The 18809-nt window shown below is 72.3% G+C and carries 13 protein-coding genes; 6 read left to right on the top strand and 7 right to left on the bottom strand.

All coding sequences use genetic code 11. The features are described from left to right. The 4 genes from LIU39_RS17155 to LIU39_RS17170 all read right to left on the bottom strand — a co-directional run. Positions 1 to 773, bottom strand: a 773-nt coding sequence (locus tag LIU39_RS17155; protein ID WP_227047599.1) for an ATP-binding cassette domain-containing protein, incomplete at its 3' end; no start/stop codon positions are given. After that, on the bottom strand, positions 770 to 1615 hold the full coding sequence (locus tag LIU39_RS17160; protein ID WP_227047600.1) for an ABC transporter permease: 846 nt from the start codon (positions 1613 to 1615) through the stop codon (positions 770 to 772). The genes LIU39_RS17160 and LIU39_RS17155, both read right to left, overlap by 4 nt. Then, a complete protein-coding gene (locus LIU39_RS17165; protein WP_264482904.1) occupies positions 1612 to 2634 on the bottom strand; it encodes an ABC transporter permease in 1023 nt (340 codons plus the stop codon). The genes LIU39_RS17160 and LIU39_RS17165 overlap by 4 nt, the downstream gene beginning before the upstream one ends. Continuing rightward, the gene (locus LIU39_RS17170; RefSeq protein ID WP_227047602.1) at positions 2619 to 4163 is read right to left on the bottom strand and encodes an ABC transporter substrate-binding protein; all 1545 of its coding nucleotides are present in this window, start codon (positions 4161 to 4163) and stop codon (positions 2619 to 2621) included. Before LIU39_RS17170 ends, LIU39_RS17165 begins: the two co-directional genes overlap by 16 nt. A gap of 184 nt (positions 4164 to 4347) precedes the next feature. On the opposite strand from LIU39_RS17170, the gene LIU39_RS17175 reads away from it, so the two are divergent. The 5 genes from LIU39_RS17175 to LIU39_RS17195 are packed head-to-tail and all read left to right on the top strand — an operon-like array spanning position 4348 to position 10402. Beyond that, complete coding sequence (locus LIU39_RS17175) at positions 4348 to 5493, top strand: Fe(II)-2OG oxygenase family protein (protein WP_227047603.1); 1146 nt, start codon at positions 4348 to 4350, stop codon at positions 5491 to 5493. A 28-nt stretch (positions 5494 to 5521) separates the two neighbouring features. Continuing rightward, positions 5522 to 6547, top strand: coding sequence for an ornithine cyclodeaminase family protein (locus tag LIU39_RS17180; RefSeq protein ID WP_227047604.1), 1026 nt, complete (start codon positions 5522 to 5524; stop codon positions 6545 to 6547). Further along, the gene (locus LIU39_RS17185) at positions 6538 to 7920 is read left to right on the top strand and encodes a type III PLP-dependent enzyme domain-containing protein (protein WP_227047605.1); all 1383 of its coding nucleotides are present in this window, start codon (positions 6538 to 6540) and stop codon (positions 7918 to 7920) included. The genes LIU39_RS17180 and LIU39_RS17185 overlap by 10 nt, the downstream gene beginning before the upstream one ends. Positions 7921 to 7949: 29 nt before the next feature. Then, positions 7950 to 8972: a cysteine synthase family protein gene (locus LIU39_RS17190; RefSeq protein WP_227047606.1), complete on the top strand. Its 1023-nt coding sequence runs from the start codon at positions 7950 to 7952 to the stop codon at positions 8970 to 8972. 8 nt (positions 8973 to 8980) lie between these two features. Then, positions 8981 to 10402, top strand: a complete 1422-nt coding sequence (locus LIU39_RS17195; RefSeq protein WP_227047607.1) for an MATE family efflux transporter — start codon at positions 8981 to 8983, stop codon at positions 10400 to 10402. A 15-nt stretch (positions 10403 to 10417) separates the two neighbouring features. On the opposite strand, the gene LIU39_RS17200 is transcribed toward LIU39_RS17195, so the two are convergent. Then, the gene (locus LIU39_RS17200) at positions 10418 to 11455 is read right to left on the bottom strand and encodes a GlxA family transcriptional regulator (protein WP_227047608.1); all 1038 of its coding nucleotides are present in this window, start codon (positions 11453 to 11455) and stop codon (positions 10418 to 10420) included. Positions 11456 to 11526: 71 nt separating this feature from the next. On the opposite strand from LIU39_RS17200, the gene LIU39_RS17205 reads away from it, so the two are divergent. Then, positions 11527 to 12813, top strand: a complete 1287-nt coding sequence (locus LIU39_RS17205; RefSeq protein WP_227047609.1) for an MFS transporter — start codon at positions 11527 to 11529, stop codon at positions 12811 to 12813. Between the two features lie 295 nt (positions 12814 to 13108). Here the strand turns inward: LIU39_RS17205 and LIU39_RS17210 are convergent, their stop codons facing one another. Together LIU39_RS17210 and LIU39_RS17215 are read right to left on the bottom strand one after the other, a co-directional pair. After that, entirely contained in the window at positions 13109 to 14560 is a 1452-nt protein-coding gene (locus tag LIU39_RS17210) for a M1 family metallopeptidase (RefSeq protein WP_227047610.1), read from the bottom strand. Positions 14561 to 14665: 105 nt separating this feature from the next. Further along, positions 14666 to 18646, bottom strand: a complete 3981-nt coding sequence (locus tag LIU39_RS17215) for a Pls/PosA family non-ribosomal peptide synthetase (RefSeq protein ID WP_227047611.1) — start codon at positions 18644 to 18646, stop codon at positions 14666 to 14668. Positions 18647 to 18809 lie beyond the last annotated feature (163 nt).

An 18809-nucleotide genomic window follows, 5' to 3' on the forward strand; every position in this document is an offset into this window, starting at 1 on the left:
TCGGGGGTGCGGGGGCGGGCGGGCTCGCGGAGTGCGGGGCGGGTGGCCGGTTCGGCGGGTGCGCAAAGGGCGGTGACGCTGTCGGCGCAGGCGGCGACGGTGTGCGGGTCGTGGCAGGACAGGACGACGCCGATGCCGCGGTCGGCGGCGAGGTGGCGGAGGAGGGCGGTGATCTCGTCGCGCAGCGCGGTGTCGAGGCCGGCCGTGGGCTCGTCGAGCAGGAGGATGTCGGGCTGCCTGGCCAGCGCGCGGGCCAGGGCGAGGCGGCGCTGCTGCCCGCCGGACAGGGCGCCGGGGCGGTGGTGGGCGAGTGCGGCGGGGAGCCGGCACTCGGCCAGCAGCGCCGTGATCGCTTCGGGTGTGGAGTCGGCGGCGACTTCCGTGAGGAGTTGGGCGGCGGTCATGCGGGGGTTGAGGGCGGAGCCGGGGTCCTGGCCGACGTAGGCGATGCGGTGGCGGCGCAGGGCGCGCAGCGCGTCGGGGGCGAGGGCGAAGACGTCCTGGCCGAGGATGCGGACGGTGCCCGAGGTGACGCGGGCGCCGTGGGGGAGGTCTCCGATGAGGGCGCGCAGCAGGGTGGTCTTGCCCGAGCCCGAGGGGCCGGTCAGCGCCGCGATCCGGCCCGCTCGCAGGCGGAAATCGATGGCGTCGAGCAGGGCCGGGCCGTGCGGCAGGCTGATTTCGAGGTCGGTGACCGTGACGGGCGGCGGCGTGCGGGACGAGTCCACGTGCGTGTCCTGGGGTGTGGGTGCGGGGCGGTCGGTGCGGGTCATCGCAGTGCGGACCGGCGTGCGGTGGCCGGTGCCAGGGCGTTGGCGGCGAGGTTGACGCTGATCGCGAGCAGCCCGATGGCCAGTCCGGGGGCGACCACGGCCCAGGGGTTGAGGAGGATGCCGGGACCGTTCTCACGGATCATCAGTGCCCAGTCGGCCTCGGGTGGTTGGGGCCCGAGCTGGAGGAAACCGGCCATCGAGATGACGTAGACCGCGTCGACGAAGCGCAGGCCGAACACGGCGAGGACGACGGCGCGGAGGTTGGGCAGGATCTCGCGCAGCGCCAGATGCGTGGTGCCCTCCCCGCTCGCGACGGCCGCCTCGATGAATCCCGCGGTGGCGAGCGGGGCGGCCGCGCCGGCCACGATGCGTAGCGCGTAGGGCGTGCCCAGGACGATGGCGGCTAGGGTGATGGCGGGCCGTCCGCCACCGGGCCAGGCCAGCGCGAGGAGCATGATGCCGAGGACCGGCGGCAGGAGGATGGCGGTGTCCGCGGTCCGCTCGACCAGGCGTCCGAGCCGGGGGCTGAGCACGGCGTAGCAGCCGAGCAGGGTGGCCAGGGCGGTGACGGCGAGCGACACGATCAGGGCGCTGCCGATCAGGGCGCTGCCACCGTTGAGGAGCCGGCTGAGGACATCGCGGCCGAGCTGGTCGCCGCCGAGGACAGCATCGGCGCCGGCCTCGGCGTAGGGGGCGGTGACGGGCTTGTCGACGGGCCGGGCGGCCAGCGCAGGACCCAGCACCGCGGTCAGGACGAGCAGGACGGCGGGGACGACGGGCAGGAGGATCCGCGGCCAGGAGCGGCGTGCGGGCCGCTGGTCGAGGACCGCGGCGGCGGTCATGAGCGGGCTCCCAGGGTGCGGGCTCGGACGAGGTCGGCGAGGAGCAGGACGACGGTGATCAGGGCCGCGGCGCAGGCCACGACGGCGGCGATGACGGGGGTGTCGCGGTCGGCGACGGCACCGGCCAGCACCGTGCCGATTCCCGGGTAGTTGAAGAGCGTCTCCACCACCACCGTTCCGCCGAGGAGCATCCCGGTGGACGTGGCGATGCCGGTGGCGATGGCAGGCCAGGCACCCGGCAGGGCGTGCCGCAGCAGCACCCGGCGCCGTGGCAGTCCGTCCAGGTGGGCGGCCTCCACGTGCGGAGTCGCGGCCTGGTCGGCGAGGGCGGCGCGGACGATCCGGGTGTTCCAGCCGGTCTGCGGGACGGTCAGGGCCAGGACCGGCATCACCAGCATGGTCCAGCTCGCCGGGGCGCCGTCCCCACCGGTGACGGTGGCGGCGGGCAGCCAGCCGGTCCAGAGGGAGAGCACCAGCAACAGGCCGATGGAGACGACGAATTCGGGCAGCGCGAAGGCGGCGGTGGAGGTGAGGTCCACCACCCGGTCGACGATGCCGCGCGGGCGGGCGGCGGACCAGATGCCCAGTGCCAGCGCGGCGATGACGGTGAGCACGAAGGCGGTGGTGCCCAGCAGGATGGTGTTGGGCAGCGGCGCGGCGAGCAGGTCGGTCACCTGCTGGCCGCGGGCGGAGGTGCCGAGGTCGCCGGTGGGCAGGGCGGTGATCCAGTCCCAGAAGCGTTCCCACACCGGCCGGTCCAGGCCGAGCAGATGCCGGCGGGCGGCGATTCCGGCGGCGCCCTCGCCGCGTTCGGATGTGGCCGACGCCGCGTCGCCCGGCAGCAGTTCGATCGCCGCGAACACCACGGCGAGCAGCACCAGGAGCATCGCGAGGCGTTTGCCCAGCGCGGAGGCGATCCGCAGGGCCAGGGCACCAGCGCGGTGCGCGGCCGATGCCGCCACGGGCCGGGTGGCGGACTCGGCCGGGGGCGCGGTGGTTCCGGTCACGGGGCCAGCCAGACGTTTTCGAGCTGGACGCGGCCGTAGCCGGGGAGCTTGGGCAGGCCGTGGACCTTGGGCGCGGCCAGGTCGATGCCGTCGGCCATGCCCCACAGCAGGTAGCCGGAGCGGTCGTGCTCGATCTGCTGGAGGCCGCGCAGGGCGGCGGTGCGGGCCTTGGTGTCCGCGGTGGCGATGACCTTGTGGTAGGCGGCGTCGAAGTCCTTGTCGGACCAGTCGGCCTCGTTCTGGCCGGCTCCGGTGGACAGGGTCTTGGAGGCGAAGAAGACCACGGAGTCGTTGGTGCCCCAGTAGTTGGTGTAGAAGTCGCCCTTGAGCCAGGTCTTCTGGTAGAAGGTGCCGGATTCCTGCTTGACGACCTCGATCTTGATGCCGGCCTCGCGGGCCTGGGAGGCGAAGAGCGTCGCGGATTCGGCGAGTCCGGAGACGTCCTCGGTGGTGACCAGTTCGTAGGTCCTGGAGAAGTCGAACGAGGCGTCCTTGAGCAGCTGTTTCGCCTTCGCCAGGTCGCGGTGGCGCTGGGGGATGTCCTTGGCGTAGTCGGGGTCGCCGGTGCCGAGGATGTCGTTGGCGACGGTGCCGTACCCGGACAGGACCTGCTTGACCATCGCCTCGCGGTCCACCACGAGCTTCATCGCCTCGCGGACCCTGGCGTCGGCGAACGGGCCGCCGGACGTGCGCATCACGATCGGCATCGCCATGTCGTTGGGGCGCCGGACGACCTGGATGTCCTTGCGGGTGGCGGCGGTTCGGGCGGCGACCGCGCCGGCGTTGGAGGCCACGTCGATCTGGCCGGACAGTATGGCGTTGGCCATCGCCTGCGGGCTTTCGAACATGGTCACCTCGATGGCGTCGAGGTGGACCTGCCCGCCGTACCAGTGCTCGTTGCGCAGCAGGCGGGCGTTGCCGCCGCGGTACCAGTCGAGCTTGAAGGGTCCGGTGCCCGGCGCCTTGGCGATGTCCTTGTCGGGGGTGTTCTTCTTGAGGATGAACGTCGACAGGCGGGTGAGCGACGGCAGTTCGGCGTTGGCGTAGTCGGAGACGAGGACGACGGTGTGCTTGCCTTCGGCCGTGATGTGCTCCGCCTTGACGCCGGGCAGCCGGGCCGCGCCCGCGGGGGTGTTGCGCAGCCGGCGCAGCGACCACACCACGTCGTCAGCGGTGACCGCGGTCCCGTCGTGGAAGGTGGCTCCCTCGGCGATGGTGAAGCGCCAGGTCTTGAGGTCCTTGGACGGCGTGAAGGCACGGGCCAGGCGGCCGACGGTGTTGTCCTTCAGGCCGGGCGCGGTCAGCGTGTCGTAGACCAGGGCGATGACCAAGTAGTCGCTCTCGTTGCCCTGGTTGCCGTGCGGGTCGCGGGTGAGGGCCGAGGCGCGGCCGAGCGCGCCGATGCGCAGCGTGCCGCCCTTTCTCGGCTTCCCGCCGGAGCCGGACGAGGCCGCGCCGTTGCCGCCTGTGCAGGCGGCCAGCAGCGCGGCCGCGCCTATGCAGCCGCCGGCCCACAGCACCTGTCGCCTGTTGACGTTCACGTTGCCTCGCTCCACTCAGTTCCAGTTGCTTAGGTTTGCCTACCCTGATCGTGGCTGGTTCCGCAAGGCGTGCGGTGTCGATCACGTGAATTGGTCCGCGTCAACCAGTCCTTAAGCGGCGAGAGTTGAGTGAACCAGGGCACACGGTCGCAAAATTTAGTTAGGTTTGCCTTACCTTACGGCTGTGGGTACCTTCGTCACCGTCCGCCGGACGCCGGGCACGGAGCGGAACCTTCCGGTGCCCCGTGCCGGTCCGCAGGCCGTGCTGCGCCCTGCCCGTCCGGCGCCGCACCGGACCTCACTCCCCGCCTTCAACGGAACGGATTACCTCGACATGAGCACGGGAGCCGCACCCGTTCGTCAGCTCGACGCCGCCTGCGTCGGGGAACTGCGCCACGCCGCCGAGAAGATCCTCACCGAATTCGGCACCTCGGCCACGTCCCCCGAACTCCTCGCCCGTGTCGCCGAATTCGCCGGCGCACTCAGCGACCCGATCCGCCACGCGCTGCGCCCCGTCGACACCGACGACGGCCTGTTCGTCCTGCGCGGCCTTGAGGTCGACGACGCGGAGATAGGCCCGACACCCGCCAGTTGGGCCACCGCCGGGGACGGCGCGGCCGTTCACGACATCGAACTGCTGCTGCTCGCCACCGTCATGGGCAACCCCATCGCCTGGGAAGGCCAGCAGGACGGCCGCTTCGTGCACAACATCGTGCCCGCACCGGGACACGAGACCGAACAGACCGGCGCCAGCAGCACCGTGCTGCTCAGCCCGCACACCGAGGACGCCTTCCACCCCGGGCGCGCCCACCTGCTGATGCTCGGCTGCCTGCGCAACCACGACCACATCGCCACCACCGCGGCCGGCGTCCGCAACGTCCGGCTCGACGAGGCGGACATCGCGACGCTGACGCAGCCCGTGCTGCCGATCCTGCCCGACGACGCCTACACCGAGGCCCAGGAGTACGCGGACCGGGCGCCCGCGCCGGTGCCCACCCTCTTCCGGACCGACGACGGCCTGACCCTGCGGTTCGACCCGGCCTACACACCACTCGCGGAAGCCGACCCGGACTACCGGGCCTCCTACGGGCGCCTGGAAGCCGAACTCGCCCGCGTATCGGGGGCCGTGAGCCTGCACCCCGGCGAGGTGCTGATCGTCGACAACGACCTCGTCGTGCACGGCCGGGTGCCCTTCAGGGCCCGGTACGACGGCACCGACCGCTGGCTCAAGCGCGCCTCCGTCCGCGTCCCCGCACGCGGCACCCGCCCCCTGGCCGAACAGGACGAGCACGGCTACGGTCAGGCCGCCATCGAAGCCCACGCCGCCTGAGCGCCCACGACACGCACCGAGGACGGACATGACCGAGACCACCGCGGCCCACCAGACCCGCCCCCTGTCCACGGACGACACGACCCTGCGCGTCCTGTCGAAGAGCGACCTCGCCGGGATCGACGTATCCCTGGCCGATGTCGTCGCCACCGTGGAAGGCGCCTACCGCACCCTCCAGGCCGGACAGTCGGACAACCCCCGCAAGCTCACCGTCAAGCCCGATGACGGACACTCGGTCTCCTACGCGATGCTGGGCCGTGACGGCTCCCGCAACGTCGTCGCGATCAAGACCTCCTACAAGCACGGACTCGACAAGGGCCGCGACGCGCAGCACTACTACACCGCGCTGACCCTCTACGACGACGTCACAGGACTGCCCGTCGCGATGATGGACTGCGGCCGCATCGGCTCGCTGCGCACCCCGGCCGTCTCCGCACTCCTGGCCCGCGAATGCGCCAGGCCCGGCGCCCGCAGCGCCCTGGTCATCGGCACCGGCACCCAAGGCCGCCTGGCCCTGCCGTTCCTGCTGACGACCCTGCCCGACCTGGACCGCCTGATGCTCTTCGGCACCCACTCCGAAGGCATCGCCGCGGTCCGCGCACAGCTGCGCGCGCACTTCCCCGAGCGGGACGTGGAGATCGTCACCGACCTGCGGGCCGCGGCGGCCGACGCCGACATCCTCCTCGCCACCGCAGGCGGCCACACCCCGGCCGCCGTCGAAGCCGACTGGCTCAAGCCCGGCGCGCTGTCGGTCCTCGTCGGACACGGCCTGGCGCCGTCCACCCTCCACCAGGCCGACCGCGTCGTGGCCACCAGCGAGGCCCAGATGAAGGTCACCGGCACCGACATGGCCGACGCCAACGGCGAATTCCCCGCCGTCGACGCCGAGTTCCCACCGGTCATCGCGGGCATCACCGCGGGCCGCAGGTCGGCGACGGAACGCATCTTCGCCTACAACAGCGGACTCGTCGTCACCGACATCGCGCTGGGCCACCGCCTCGCCCAACTCGCCCTCGACCAGGGCCTCGGCGTGCAGGTGCCGCTGTGGCAGTGACCGACCCGCACGCCACGACCGTGCCGACGCTGCCCGCCCGCACCGACCCCGACACCGACCGGATCCTGGACAGCGGCCTGCTGCACGAGCTGTCCTACGCCTTCGGCGGCCCCTTCCACTTCCTGCTGCCGCACCGCTTCGACGCGAACCTCGCCGCCTTCCGCGCCGCGCTCGGCGACGCCGGCACCGAAGGACGGGTGTACTACGCGAAGAAGGCCAACAAGGCCGCGGTGTGGATGGAACGATGCGCCGCCCACCAGGCCGGCGTCGACGTGGCCAGCGCGGGCGAACTCCGCGAGGCACTCGGACACGGCGTCCGCGGCGAGCACATCGTCGTCACCGGGCCCGCCAAGAGCGACGAACTGCTGCGCCTCGCCCTCCTCCAGGGCTGCCTGATCGCCGTCGACGCCCTCGACGAGCTGGACCTGCTCATCACGCTGGCGCTGACCGGGACCGTCCGCCCGGCACGGCTGCTGCTGCGCCGCCTGCCGCCCGCACAGCCGCACAGCCGCTTCGGCATGACCGCCGCCGAACTGGACACCGCGCTGGACCGGTGCGTGGACGCCGGGGACGCGGTGCGGATGGAAGGCTTCAGCTTCCACCTGTCCGGCTACGCCACCCAGCCGCGCGCCGACCTCGCCGGCGCACTCGTCGAACTCTGCCGGAAAGCCCGGGTGAAGGGACTCCAGGCCGACCGGATCAGCATCGGCGGCGGCTTCGCCGTCGACTACAGCTCCGCCGAGCACTGGCACACCTTCCTCGCCGCCCAGCGTCCCGAGCACTACCACGCGCACAAGACGTTCCACAGCGGCGACTTCTACCCCTACCACTCGCCCGTCGCCGGAGCCGACGCCCTGCGCACCATCCTGGCCACCGTCCCCGAAGGCGGGCAGGACACCCTCGCGGCGCGGCTGAAGGACACCGGCACGCTGCTGATGATGGAGCCCGGCCGTGCCCTGCTGGACGGTGCCGGCTCGACCGTCTTCCGCGTCCAGGGCGTCAAGGACCGCGACGGGTACGGGATCGTGACGGTCGACGGCACCAGCCTGAGCCTGTCCGAGCAGTGGTTCGCCAGCGAATACCTGCCGGAACCGCAGCTGGTGACCCCGGCAGGACGCGCCCGCGGCGGCGCGGTCCATCCGGCGTGCGTGGGAGGCGCGTCCTGCCTGGAGTCGGACCTGGTCACCTGGCGCAAGATCCCCTTCCCCGCCCGCCCCGCAGCCGGAGACCTCTTGGTCTACCCGAACACCGCCGGCTACCAGATGGACTCCAACGAATCCCCCTTCCACGACCTGCCGTTGCCCGCCAAGGTCGTCCTGGACCGCTCGGGCGGCCGCCCGCGCTGGCGCCTGGACCGCCGACCCGCATGCTGACCTCCTTCGACCCGCCCAGGAGTCTTCCCATGAACGAGGCCCTCGCGCGCCCCGCCGTGGTCTCCCGCATATCCGACCTCATCGGCCGCACCCCGCTGCTGGAGCTGTGCCGCACCGAAACCGGCAGCCGCCTCCTGCTGAAACTGGAGATGTACAACCCCACGGGCACCGCCAAGATCCGGATGGCTCGCGCGATGATCGACGCCGCCGAAGCGGCCGGCGAACTGCGGCCCGGCGGCCGCATCGTCGAATCCACCTCCGGCAACACCGGCCTCGGCCTGGCCGTCATCGCGGCCGAACGCGGCTACGCCTTCACTGCCGTCGTCGACCACCACGCGGCCGCCGACAAGCTGCGCGGCATGAAGGCCCTGGGCACCGAACTCGTCTACGTCGTCGAGGACGGCACCGAGGAACTGGCCACCGCCGCCCGCGAAGAACTGGCCGAGGACCTGGCACGCGGCCAGGACAACACCGTCTTCACCGAACAGCACAACAACCCCGCCAACGGCGTCGGTTACTTCCCCGTCGCCCACGAAATCCACCAGGCGCTCGGCGCCATCGACGTCCTGATCGGCGCGGTCGGCACCGGCGGCGCCCTCTGCGGCACCGCACGCGAACTGCGCAAAATGGCCCCGGACTTCGCCACCGTCGGCGTCGAGCCCAAGGGGTCCATCGCGTTCGGCGGCCCGGCACACGACTACTACCAGTCCGGCACCGGCACCCCCGAAGGCGCCGGGATCGGCGCGCTCGTCGACTTCGACCTGATCGACGAGGGTGTCAAGGTCGGCGACGTCGAAGCCTTCGCCACCGCCCGCGCCGTCGCCCGCACCGGCCTGCTCATCGGCGGCTCGGCCGGCGGAGTCGTCCACGAGGCCCTGACCCGGCTGCCGGCCCTGCCGCCGCACAGCACTATGGTCGCGCTGGTCAACGACGGCGGTGAGAAGTACCTGGACACCGTCTTCAACGACGAATGGATGCACGCCCGCAACCTCATCGATCCCGCCGTCGAGCGCGAGATCGACGAGACGCTCACCAAACTCCGCAGGATTTGATACCCGCCATGCCACTGACCACCCTCATCCGCGACAGCCGGGCCCTGGCCACCCTCGCCGTCCCCTTGATCCTCACGCAGCTCGCGCAGGTGGCGCTGACCACCACCGACACCGTGATGATGGGCATGCTCAGCACGGCCGACCTCGCAGCGGGCGGGCTGGCCATCGTCCTCTTCAACCAGCTGCGGACCATGGGCGTCGGCCTGGTCACCTCCGTCGGCAACCAGATCGCCGCGGCCGCCGCACGCGCCGAGACCGAGCAGGACGCCGGGACGTCACCGGCCGCAGGGTGCGAGAGCGGCGACGAGGTGCGCGGGATCGTCCGCGCCGCTCTCGCCGTCGCCACCCTCGCCGGCATCGCAGGGGCCGTGCTCATGCTCCTCATCGGCCAGGCCCTGACCTTCCTGGGCCAGGAAGCCGACGTCGTCGACCGCGCGCAGACCATGCTGCTGGCCCTCGCCCCCGGTCTGCTGCCCTGCCTGTGGTTCCAGGCCATCCGCCAGTTCACCGTCGGCATGCGCCGCCCGCAGGCCCTGCTGCAGATCACCGTCGCCTCCGTCGCCGTCAACGCCGGCATCAACTGGCTGCTGATCCACGGCACCTGGGGACTGCCGAAACTGGGCCTGCCCGGCGTCGGTGTCGCCACCTCGCTGGTCTACCTGCTGACCTTCCTGGCCCTGTACCTCTCGGCGAAGCAGGATCCGGTCCTGGGCCCGCTGCTCAGCGTCAACCTCGCCAAGGCCGACCGCCCCACCGTCCGCCGCCTGATCCGGCTCGGTATCCCGATCGCCGCGACCTACGGTTCCGAGGCCGGTTTCTTCTCCGTCACCGCGCTGATGGCCGGATCCTTCGGCAGCGCGGCGCTGGCCGCGCACACCGCCGTCAACCAGCTCGTCTACATCGTCTTCCAGGTCGCCGTCGGCCTCTCGCACGCCGCGTCCATCAACGTCAGCCGCGAACTCGCCCTCGACCGGCCCGAGAACGCCCTGCGCATCAAGAACACCGCGCTGGCCTGCGCGGGCGCCGTGATGGTCGTCGTCGGCATCGTCTACGTCACGCTGCCCGGCCTCGTGCTCAGCCCGTTCTTCGACACCGGAAGCGCCCGCGACGCCCAGGCGGTGTCCATCGCCACCCACCTGCTCCTGGTGATCATGGTCCTGCAGTTCTTCGACTGCGCCCAGAACATCGGCGTCGGCCTCCTGCGCGGCCTCGACGACACCAAGAGCGGCTTCCGCATCACCCTCATCGGCTACTGGCTCATCGGCCTCCCCGCCGCCTGGCTCCTCGGCTACGCCGCCGGACTCCACACCCTCGGCATCTGGCTCGGCCTGCTCGCCGGCCTCGCCGCCACCGCCGTCCTGCTCCTGCGTCGCTACAGCGCGTCCCTCCGTACGAAGTTCACGGTGGAAGGGGCAGTTCCGGCGACCTAGGGACGCCTTTTCGGGTCACGTCGACGCGGCGGGGTCAAGCCTTGCCCGCGTCACGTCCTGCCGGGCCGTGGCCGGGCCGCGGAAGGTGTTGCGGTAGCCGGTGGGCGATACGCCGAGTGCCGCCTGGAGGGAGTGCCGGAAGGAGGCGGCCGTGCCGAAGCCGGCGGCCGCGGCGATCCGGTCGACGGGCAGGTCGGTCTCCTCCAGCAACTGCCGGGCCCGCTCGATGCGTTGCTGGGTGAGCCACTGCACCGCGGTGAGGCCCACCTCTTCACGGAAGCGGCGGGTGAAGGTCCGTACGCTCATGGATTCCTGTGCGGCCAGTTCCTGGAGGGTGAGGGGCTGGTCGAGGCGGGTGAGTGCCCAGGCGCGGGCGGTGCCGGTGGAGGCGAACTGCGGCTCGCGGACCGGCCGTTGGATGAACTGGGCCTGGCCGCCGTCGCGGTGCGGCGGTACGACCGTGGTGCGGGCCACCGCGTTGGCGACGGACGCACCGTGATCATTGCGGATCATGTGCAGGCACAGGTCGATGCCGGACGCCTCCCCGGCCGAGGTGAGCAGGTCGCCCTCGTCGGTGTAGAGCACGTCCGGGTCGAGAAGGACCGCGGGGTACAGCCGCCGGAAGTGTTCACAGGACTTCCAGTGCGTGGTGGCCCGGCGGCCGTCGAGCAGTCCGGCGGCCGCGAGGACGAAGGCGCCGGTGCAGATCGAGGCGAGCCGGGTGCCGGGCCGGAGGTGCGCGAACGCCGCGGCCAGGGCGGCGGGCAGCCGCCCTTCGGTGGTGGCCTCGTCGTCCTCGTGCGTGGCCGGGACGATCACGGTGTCGGCCTCGTGGAGGGCCTGCGTGTCGTGGGCCACGTGGAGGCTGAAGTCGGTGTCGGTGTGGACCGTGCCGGGGACGGGTGTGCAGGTCGCGACCTCGTACAGCGGATCGCCATCGGGCGATACGGCGGCGCCGAACAGCTGGTGGACCAGGCCGAGTTCCATCGGGAGCACCCCGTGCCGTACCAGGACGGCGACCCGGTGGCGCCCGGGATGTGCGAAGACACTCATGGCCAGATCCTTGCACATGGCGGCCATCCGGCTACTCGATCCCTCCGTGCCGCACCCGCAGCATTTTCGGTATGACGCAGACGATCGAAACCCCGCCCGCCGTCCGGGACCGCAGGCGCATACACCGTGCCTGGTGGGTGGCGGCCGTCGCCGCCCTGGCCATCATGAGCGCGGGCGCCTTCAGCACCATGCCGGGGCTGCTGGTCGACCCGTTGCACCAGGAGTTCGACTGGTCGCGGGGCTCGATCGGCTTCGCGATGTGGGTGAACATGGCGCTCAACGGACTGGCGGCGCCGTTCGCCACCTCGCTGATGGACCGGTTCGGCCCCCGGAACGTGGTCGCCGCCGCTCTCGGCATCGTCGCCGTCGGCGCGGCCCTGACGACGGTCATGACCCAGGCATGGCAGCTGACGCTCTACTGGGGCTTCCTCGTCGGCCTCGGCTGCGGCTCGATCGCCATGGGGTTCGCGGCGATCGTCGTGGGGCGCTGGTTCACCCGCAGGCGTGGCCTGGTGACCGGCATCCTGACGGCGGCGAGCGTCTTCGGGCAGTTCGTCTTCCTGCCGGTGCTCTCCTCGGCCATGGACCGCTACCAGTGGCGTCCCGTCACGGTGACCGTGGCGCTGGTGTCACTGGTCCTCGCGCCGCTGGTGTGGCTGCTGTTGCGTGACCACCCGGCGGACGCGGGCCTCAAGCCGTACGGGGCCGAGGAGTTCACCCCCAAGCCCGCCCCGGTGCCGGGCGCCGCCCGGCATGCCGTGCAGGTGCTGCGCCGGGCCGCGGGGACCGGCCCGTTCTGGCTGCTCGCCGGTACCTTCGCCATCTGCGGCGCGTCCACCAACGGAATCATGTGGACCAGCTTCGTCCCGGCGGCACACGATCACGGCATGCCGCCCACGACGGCAGCCTCGCTGCTCTCGCTGATCGGCATCTTCAACGTGGCGGGCACGGTCTTCTCCGGCTGGCTCACCGACCGCGTCGATCCGCGGCTGCTGCTCTGCGTCTACTACGCCCTGCGCGGCCTCTCGCTCGCCTGCCTGCCCGCCCTGCTCGGCCCGCAGACCGGCCCGCCGCTGATCGTCTTCGTCGTCTTCTTCGGCCTGCTCGACGTGGCCACCGTCCCGCCGACCATCGCCCTGTGCGCCATCCGGGAAATCTACGGCGAGCGCGACAGCGCGATCGTCTTCGGCTGGACGCTCACCTTCCACCAAGTGGGCGCCGGACTCATGGCGTTCCTCAGCGGCATGGTCCGGGACGCTCTCGGCTCGTACGACGCCGTCTGGCCGGCCTCCGGTGCACTGTGCGGGGTCGCGGCGCTGATGGCGATGGCCATCAGGAAGCCCGCCCCTGTCGGGTGAGGACCGCAACGGGATTCCGCGGACGGTGTGCCCGTCCGCGACCGGCGCCCCCGGATTGACGTCATTTCCGCACCGGGCCCGTGCCAGCGGGTTCACCCGTGATAAATGCCGCGGACGGATACCTAGGAAAGCGGCATTGTTCGTCGCGGCGGAGTGTTCCATGTGACGACGCGGGCGCTACCTGCTCTCCCTCTTGGATTCTGTGCAGCCGCATTCGTGGAACGGCCTCGTGTGCCGCCTTGGATTTCGTGAAGTTCGTGGAGTTTGTACGCGGTGGATTGTGGGGGCCCGCCCGTCATGCGGTCTCCTGCTCGTCCGGCAGTGGCGGCAGGCGCCGGTTGTAGAGCCAGGCGTGCAGGAGGGAGCGCAGGGGGCGGTGGCTGTGCTGTTCGGCGTGGGCGATGAACTCCTCGGTTCCGGCGCTGCTGTGGCGGTAGCGGGTGGCCCAGTTCCGCAGGATGCCGAAGAAGGTGTGGTCGCCCAGGGTGGCGCGCAGGGCGTGGAGGGTGCAGGCGCCGCGGGAGTAGACCCGGTCGTCGAAGAGCTTGGCGGGGCCGGGGGAGGCGATGCGCATGCGCTGGGCGTCGTCGGCCAGGTCGGACCAGTTCTGCGCGGCGAGATGGCGGGCGGCGGGGCCGCCGGAATGCTCCGACCAGAGCCATTCGCTGTAGGTGGCGAAGCCCTCGTTGAGCCAGATGTGCTGCCAGTCGGTGAGGCTGACGCTGTTGCCGAACCAGTGGTGGGCGAGTTCGTGTGCCACCAGGTGTTCGGAGGTGCGCCGGCCGTCGAGGTGGTTGGTGCCGAACAGGGCGTAGGTCTGGTTCTCCACCGGCTCGTCGAGTTCCGCGTCGACGACGACGGAGCCGTAGACCTCGAACGGGTACGGACCGAAGAGCCGCTCGAAGAACCGCATCATCTCCGGCTGGCGGCCGAAGTCGTGGGCGAAGAGCGCGCCGAGGCGTTCCGGAAAAGCGTTGCGGATGGGCACCGGGCCGCCGCTCTGACTGCTGAAGGCGAACCGTCCGACCTGGACCGAAGCCAGGTAGCTGGCCATGGGGTTGGCGTGTTCGTACGTCCAGGTACAGGTGCGGCCGGGGCCGGGGGAGCGGTCGTGGAGGACTCCGTTGGCCACGACGTGCAGGTCGTCGGGGACGGTGGCCGCGATGCGGTAGGCGGCCTTGTCGTCGGGACGGTCGTTGCACGGGAACCAGGAGGGGGCGCCCAGCGGCTGGCTGGCCACCACCACGCCGGCCGGTGAGCCGCCCGTGTAGTCCCAGCCGATCGACCCGAAGGGGGTGCGGACGGGGGCCGGCCGGCCCCGGTAGCGGATGGTCGTGGTGAAGGGCTTGCCGGGCAACAGGGCCGTGGCGGGTGCGATGCGCAGCTTGCCCTGGCGGTGCCGGAAGGGGGCGGGCGCGCCGTTCACCTCGACCGCGGTGACGTCCAGCCTGGAGGCGAGGTCGAACGCGACGGCCTTGCGGGGCTCCGCCACGGACGCCGTCACCCGGGTGACGGCGTCCAGGGCCCGGCCCCGCGGGAGGTAGCTGAGCCGGAGGTCGTAGCCGGACACGTCGTAGCCGAAGTCGCCGTGGGAGGGGAAGTACCCGGTGGCCCCGGTCCCGTTGGCGCCGCGCCCGGTGGTGCCCCGGCGATCCGCTCCGCCTCTGGCGGCCCCGTCCGCTGCGAGGCTCAGCGCGGCGGCCGAGAGGGTGCCGGCCATGAACGTGCGGCGGGTCCAACTGCACATACGTACGGTCTCTTTCACGGTGTGGGGTGTCGTTCGGTGGTGTGCGTCGCCGCCCGGGGATGGCGACGGGAGCGGGGCACGCTCCTCGTGGTGGCGGCGCGCGCCTTACGCTGCCCCGGTCTTGCTCTCCTGCCGCTCGCTCTCCTGTCGCTCGGAAGCGGCCCAGGAGACAACGGGGTTGCCCAGCCAGCGGGTTGCCGCGGGCAGCCGTTCGCCGCGCATGACCAGCGAGGCCGGGCCGACCACGGTGCCGTCCGCCACCGTCGAGGCCGGCAGGACGATGGAGTGCGGGCCCAGCGTGGCTCCGGCGCCGAGGTGCACGTCGTCGACGCGCATCAGGCGGTCGTGGAAGAGATGGGTCTGCAGGACGGCGCCGCGGTTGATGCTCGCGCCGTCGCCCAGGTGGACGAGATCGGTCTCGGGGAGCCAGTGGCTTTCGCACCACACGCCGCGTCCGATGCGCGCGCCGAGTGACCGCAGCCAGACGTTGAGCAGCGGCGTACCCAGCAGCGAGGTGCCGAGCCACGGCATGGCGAGTTCCTCCACGAACGCGTCGTACAGCTCGTTGCGCCACACGAAGGAACTCCACAACGGGTGCTCGCCCGCCCGGAATCGGCCCATCAGCAGCCACTTGGCGGCCGTGGTCAGCAGGCACGCCGCCACCCCCGCCAGCAGCAGCACCATTCCGGCGACCGCCGCGCCGGCCGCCCAGCCGTCGAGATCCACCGTCTCCTGGAGCACGGCGAAGCCGGCGTCGGCGATCAGCACGGCGCAGAACACCGGGACGATCCGGCAGAGTTCGATGGCGCCGCGCGCCAGCACCAGACGGAGCGGCGGGGCGTAGGTGCGCCGCGGGTCGGGCCGGTCGGCCTTACGGGAGACGGCCATGCCGGGGCGGCCGAGCCAGGAGCCGCCCGGCCCGATGTGCGCCGGGGCGTCGGACAGCACCCCGATGAGGGCGTCGTCGGGCACGGTGCGCCCGGGGCCGACGATGCCGGAATTGCCGACGAACGCGCGCCGTTGCACCTCGGCCGTCCCCAGGTGCAGCCAGCCGTGCCGGATTTCGAACGGGGCGACGAGGGTGTCGTCGGCCAGGAAAGCGCCGTCGCCGACGCGGGTCAGCGCCGGCAGCGGCAGCACCGTGGAGATCTCCGTCCCGCGGCCCACTCGCGCGCCCAGCAGACGCAGCCACGCGGGGGTCAACAGGCTGGCGTATAGAGGAAAGAGGGATCCCCTGGCCTGGTCCATCAGCCGGGTCGTGAGCCACGCGCACCACGCGACCCTGCCGTCCGCCGGGTGATATCCGGGCCGCAGCGCCCGCCCCGCCAGGCGTACGACGGCGGCCAGCACCGCGGCGTAGCACACCACCGACAGCAGCGTCAGCGGCACCGCGGACAGCAGGAGGTCAACGACGACGGTCCGCAGGTTCGCGGCGCCGCGCGTCAGCCACCACAGCACCGCGAGCGCGGGCAGGGCCGCGCACAACGGCAGCAGGGCGAGTGCGGGCAGCGCGGCGGCGTAGGCCGCGTCCCAGCGCCGGGAGCGGCCGGTGCGTGGAGCCGGACGCCCCTCGTCGGCGGCCTGTCCGGTGGGGCGGGCCGGGCTGCCGGCCCAGTGCTGCCCGGCCGGCACCGTGCCGAGGACACAGGAGCCGGGGGCGACGTCCGCGCCGGCCCCGACGTGCGCGCCCGGCATCAGGGTCGACCTGGCCGCGACCCGGGCCCCGGCGCCGACGTGCACGGCCCCCAGGTGCAGCTCGTCGCCGCTCAGCCACCATCCGGCCGCATCCACCTCCGGCTCCAGGACGCACCCGTCGTCGAACGTGGCCATGCCGGTCACCGGCGGCATGGTGTGCAGGACGGTGTCCCGGCCCACCGTGCAGCCCAGAAGCCGGGCGATGCGGCCCGCCCAGGGCGTGCCGGTCAGCGCGGGGACGCCGAAGGCCGCGACCGTGCGCTCGGCCGCCCACAGCCGCAGGTGCGTGGCGCCGCCGCGCGGGTGGACGCCCGCGCGCAGGCCGCGGGTGAGCAGGCGCGCAGCGCCCGCGCCGATCGCCGCCCGTGCGGGGGTGCTGCACAGGGCGAGCCACCATCCGGCGATGGCCCACCAGGAGGCGTGCGGGGCCCAGCGGAGCGGGCCGATGAGGTTGTCGACGGCGGCGAGCAGCAGCAGCCAGCGCACGCCCGACACGGCGTACAGCGCCATCAGGACGAGGAATTGGACGTACCCGGCGCGGCGCGGAGTCGGCCGCACCGCGCGGGCCGCGGCGTTGCCTGCGCCTTCCGGGCCGCGCGCTTCCTCGGCGGCGCTGCTGAGGACGCGGTCCAGGTGGGAGGCGAGCGCGTCGAGCCGGGGGCGTTCGTAGATGTCGGCGACGGAGACCTGGGGGCAGCGTTCGCGCAGCGCGGTGACCAGCCGGGCGGCGGCCAGACTGGTGCCGCCGAGCGCGAAGAAGTCCCCGTCCGCGGTCACCGGTACGCCCAGCAGGGCGTGCCAGCATTCGGCGACCCAGGCCGCGGTACCCGTCAACTCCGTTTCCGGCGCGGACCGTTCCTCGGTGACCGGGTGCGGCAACGGCCAGGGCAGGGCGTCCCGGTCGACCTTGCCCGATGTGCGGGTCGGCAGCTGCTCGACGAGCGTCAGGACGGGCACGAGGGCCTGCGGCAGCAGGTCGAGAAGCCGCCGCCTGGCCGCCGCGAGATCGAGTTCGCCGTCCTCGCCCTCGGGCGCGTCCCTGTCGGGAACGAGGTAGCCCACCAGGCGCGGGTCGCCCGCGCCGGTGGTCCGCACCGCGGCGGCTGCCGCCCGGACGCCGGGCAGGGCCCGCAGCGCGGCGTCGATCTCGCCGAGTTCGATGCGCCGGCCGGCGAGTTTGACCTGGTCGTCGGCGCGTCCGACGAAGACCAGGCCCGCCGGGTCGGCCCGCACCAGGTCGCCGCTCCGGTAGACGCGCAGGCCGGGCAGCGCGGGGTGGGCGGCGAACTTCTCCGCGTCCTTGGCCGGATCCAGGTAGCGCGCCGTGCCGGCACCGGCGATCAGCAGCTCGCCCGTCCCTCCCGGGGCGACCGGCCTGCCCTCCTCGTCCACCACGGCGATCTCCCAGCCGTCCAACGGCCGCCCGATACGCACCGGTTGTGCGGGAAAGAGCTGTGCCGCGCAGGCGACGACGGTGGTTTCCGTCGGCCCGTAGGTGTTCCACATCTCGCGGCCCGCGGCGAGCCGGTCGACCAGACCGCTGGGGCACGCCTCGCCGCCGACGATGAGCAGCCGGACGCCGCTGAGCGTCTCCACGGGCCACAGGTCGGCCAGGGTGGGGACCGTCGAGACGACCGTGATGCCCCGCTCCACCAGCCACGGCCCGAGGTCGGCGCCGGAGCGGACGAGTGCCCGGGGCGCGGGGACCAGGCAGGCCCCGTGGCGCCAGGCCAGCCACATCTCCTCGCAGGAGGCGTCGAACGCCACGGAGAGCCCGGCGAGCACCCGGTCACCCGGGCCCAGCGGCGCGTCCTGGAGGAACAGCGCCGCCTCGGCGTCGACGAACGCCGTCGCGGAACGGTGGGTGACCGCGACGCCCTTGGGCTTGCCCGTGGTGCCGGAGGTGAAGATGATCCACGCGTCGTCCTCCGGGCCCGGGGCGCTCTGCGGGCCCACGGGCGTCACCCCGGGACGGGTGAGGAGGGCGAGCCCGGTACCGATCACGACGGCCACCCCGCCCTCGTGCCAGATCAGTTCGGCGCGTTCGTCCGGGTCGTCGGCATCGACCGGTACGTAGGCGGCGCCGCACCAGAGCACGGCCAGAATCGCGACGTACAGATCCGTCGTCCCGGAGGGCACCCGCACTCCCACTCTGTCTCCCGGCCCGAGGCCGCACGCCCTCAACTTCTCCGCGAGCGCGGTCACTTCACTGACCAGGGTGTGGTAGTCGAACACCGTCCCGCCGGCGTCGAGCGCCGGCGCGCTCGGATGGGCACGTGCGGTGGCCGCCAGTACGCCGGTGAGGGTACGGGGCGTGCTGGGCGGCGGCGGGGCGGCTGTTGCCGCTCCGCCGGAAAGTTGAGGGGCTGCGTCATGAAGGCGTTCCGGCATCAAGGAAATTCCCTTTCCAGCACCGCCCGTCTTCGAAGGCGGGCGCACACCTCTATCGATGCACGCAGACATGGACGCGTTGAGAGCGAAAGCGCAAATGCTGGACAAAGACTGAGTAGCCCGACCATCAAAGACATCAGGGCAAGGAAAAGTCCACGCGAAA

The sequence above is a fragment of the Streptomyces pinistramenti genome (assembly GCF_020564935.1).
In the GTDB taxonomy this organism is placed as follows: Bacteria; Actinomycetota; Actinomycetes; order Streptomycetales; family Streptomycetaceae; genus Streptomyces; species Streptomyces pinistramenti.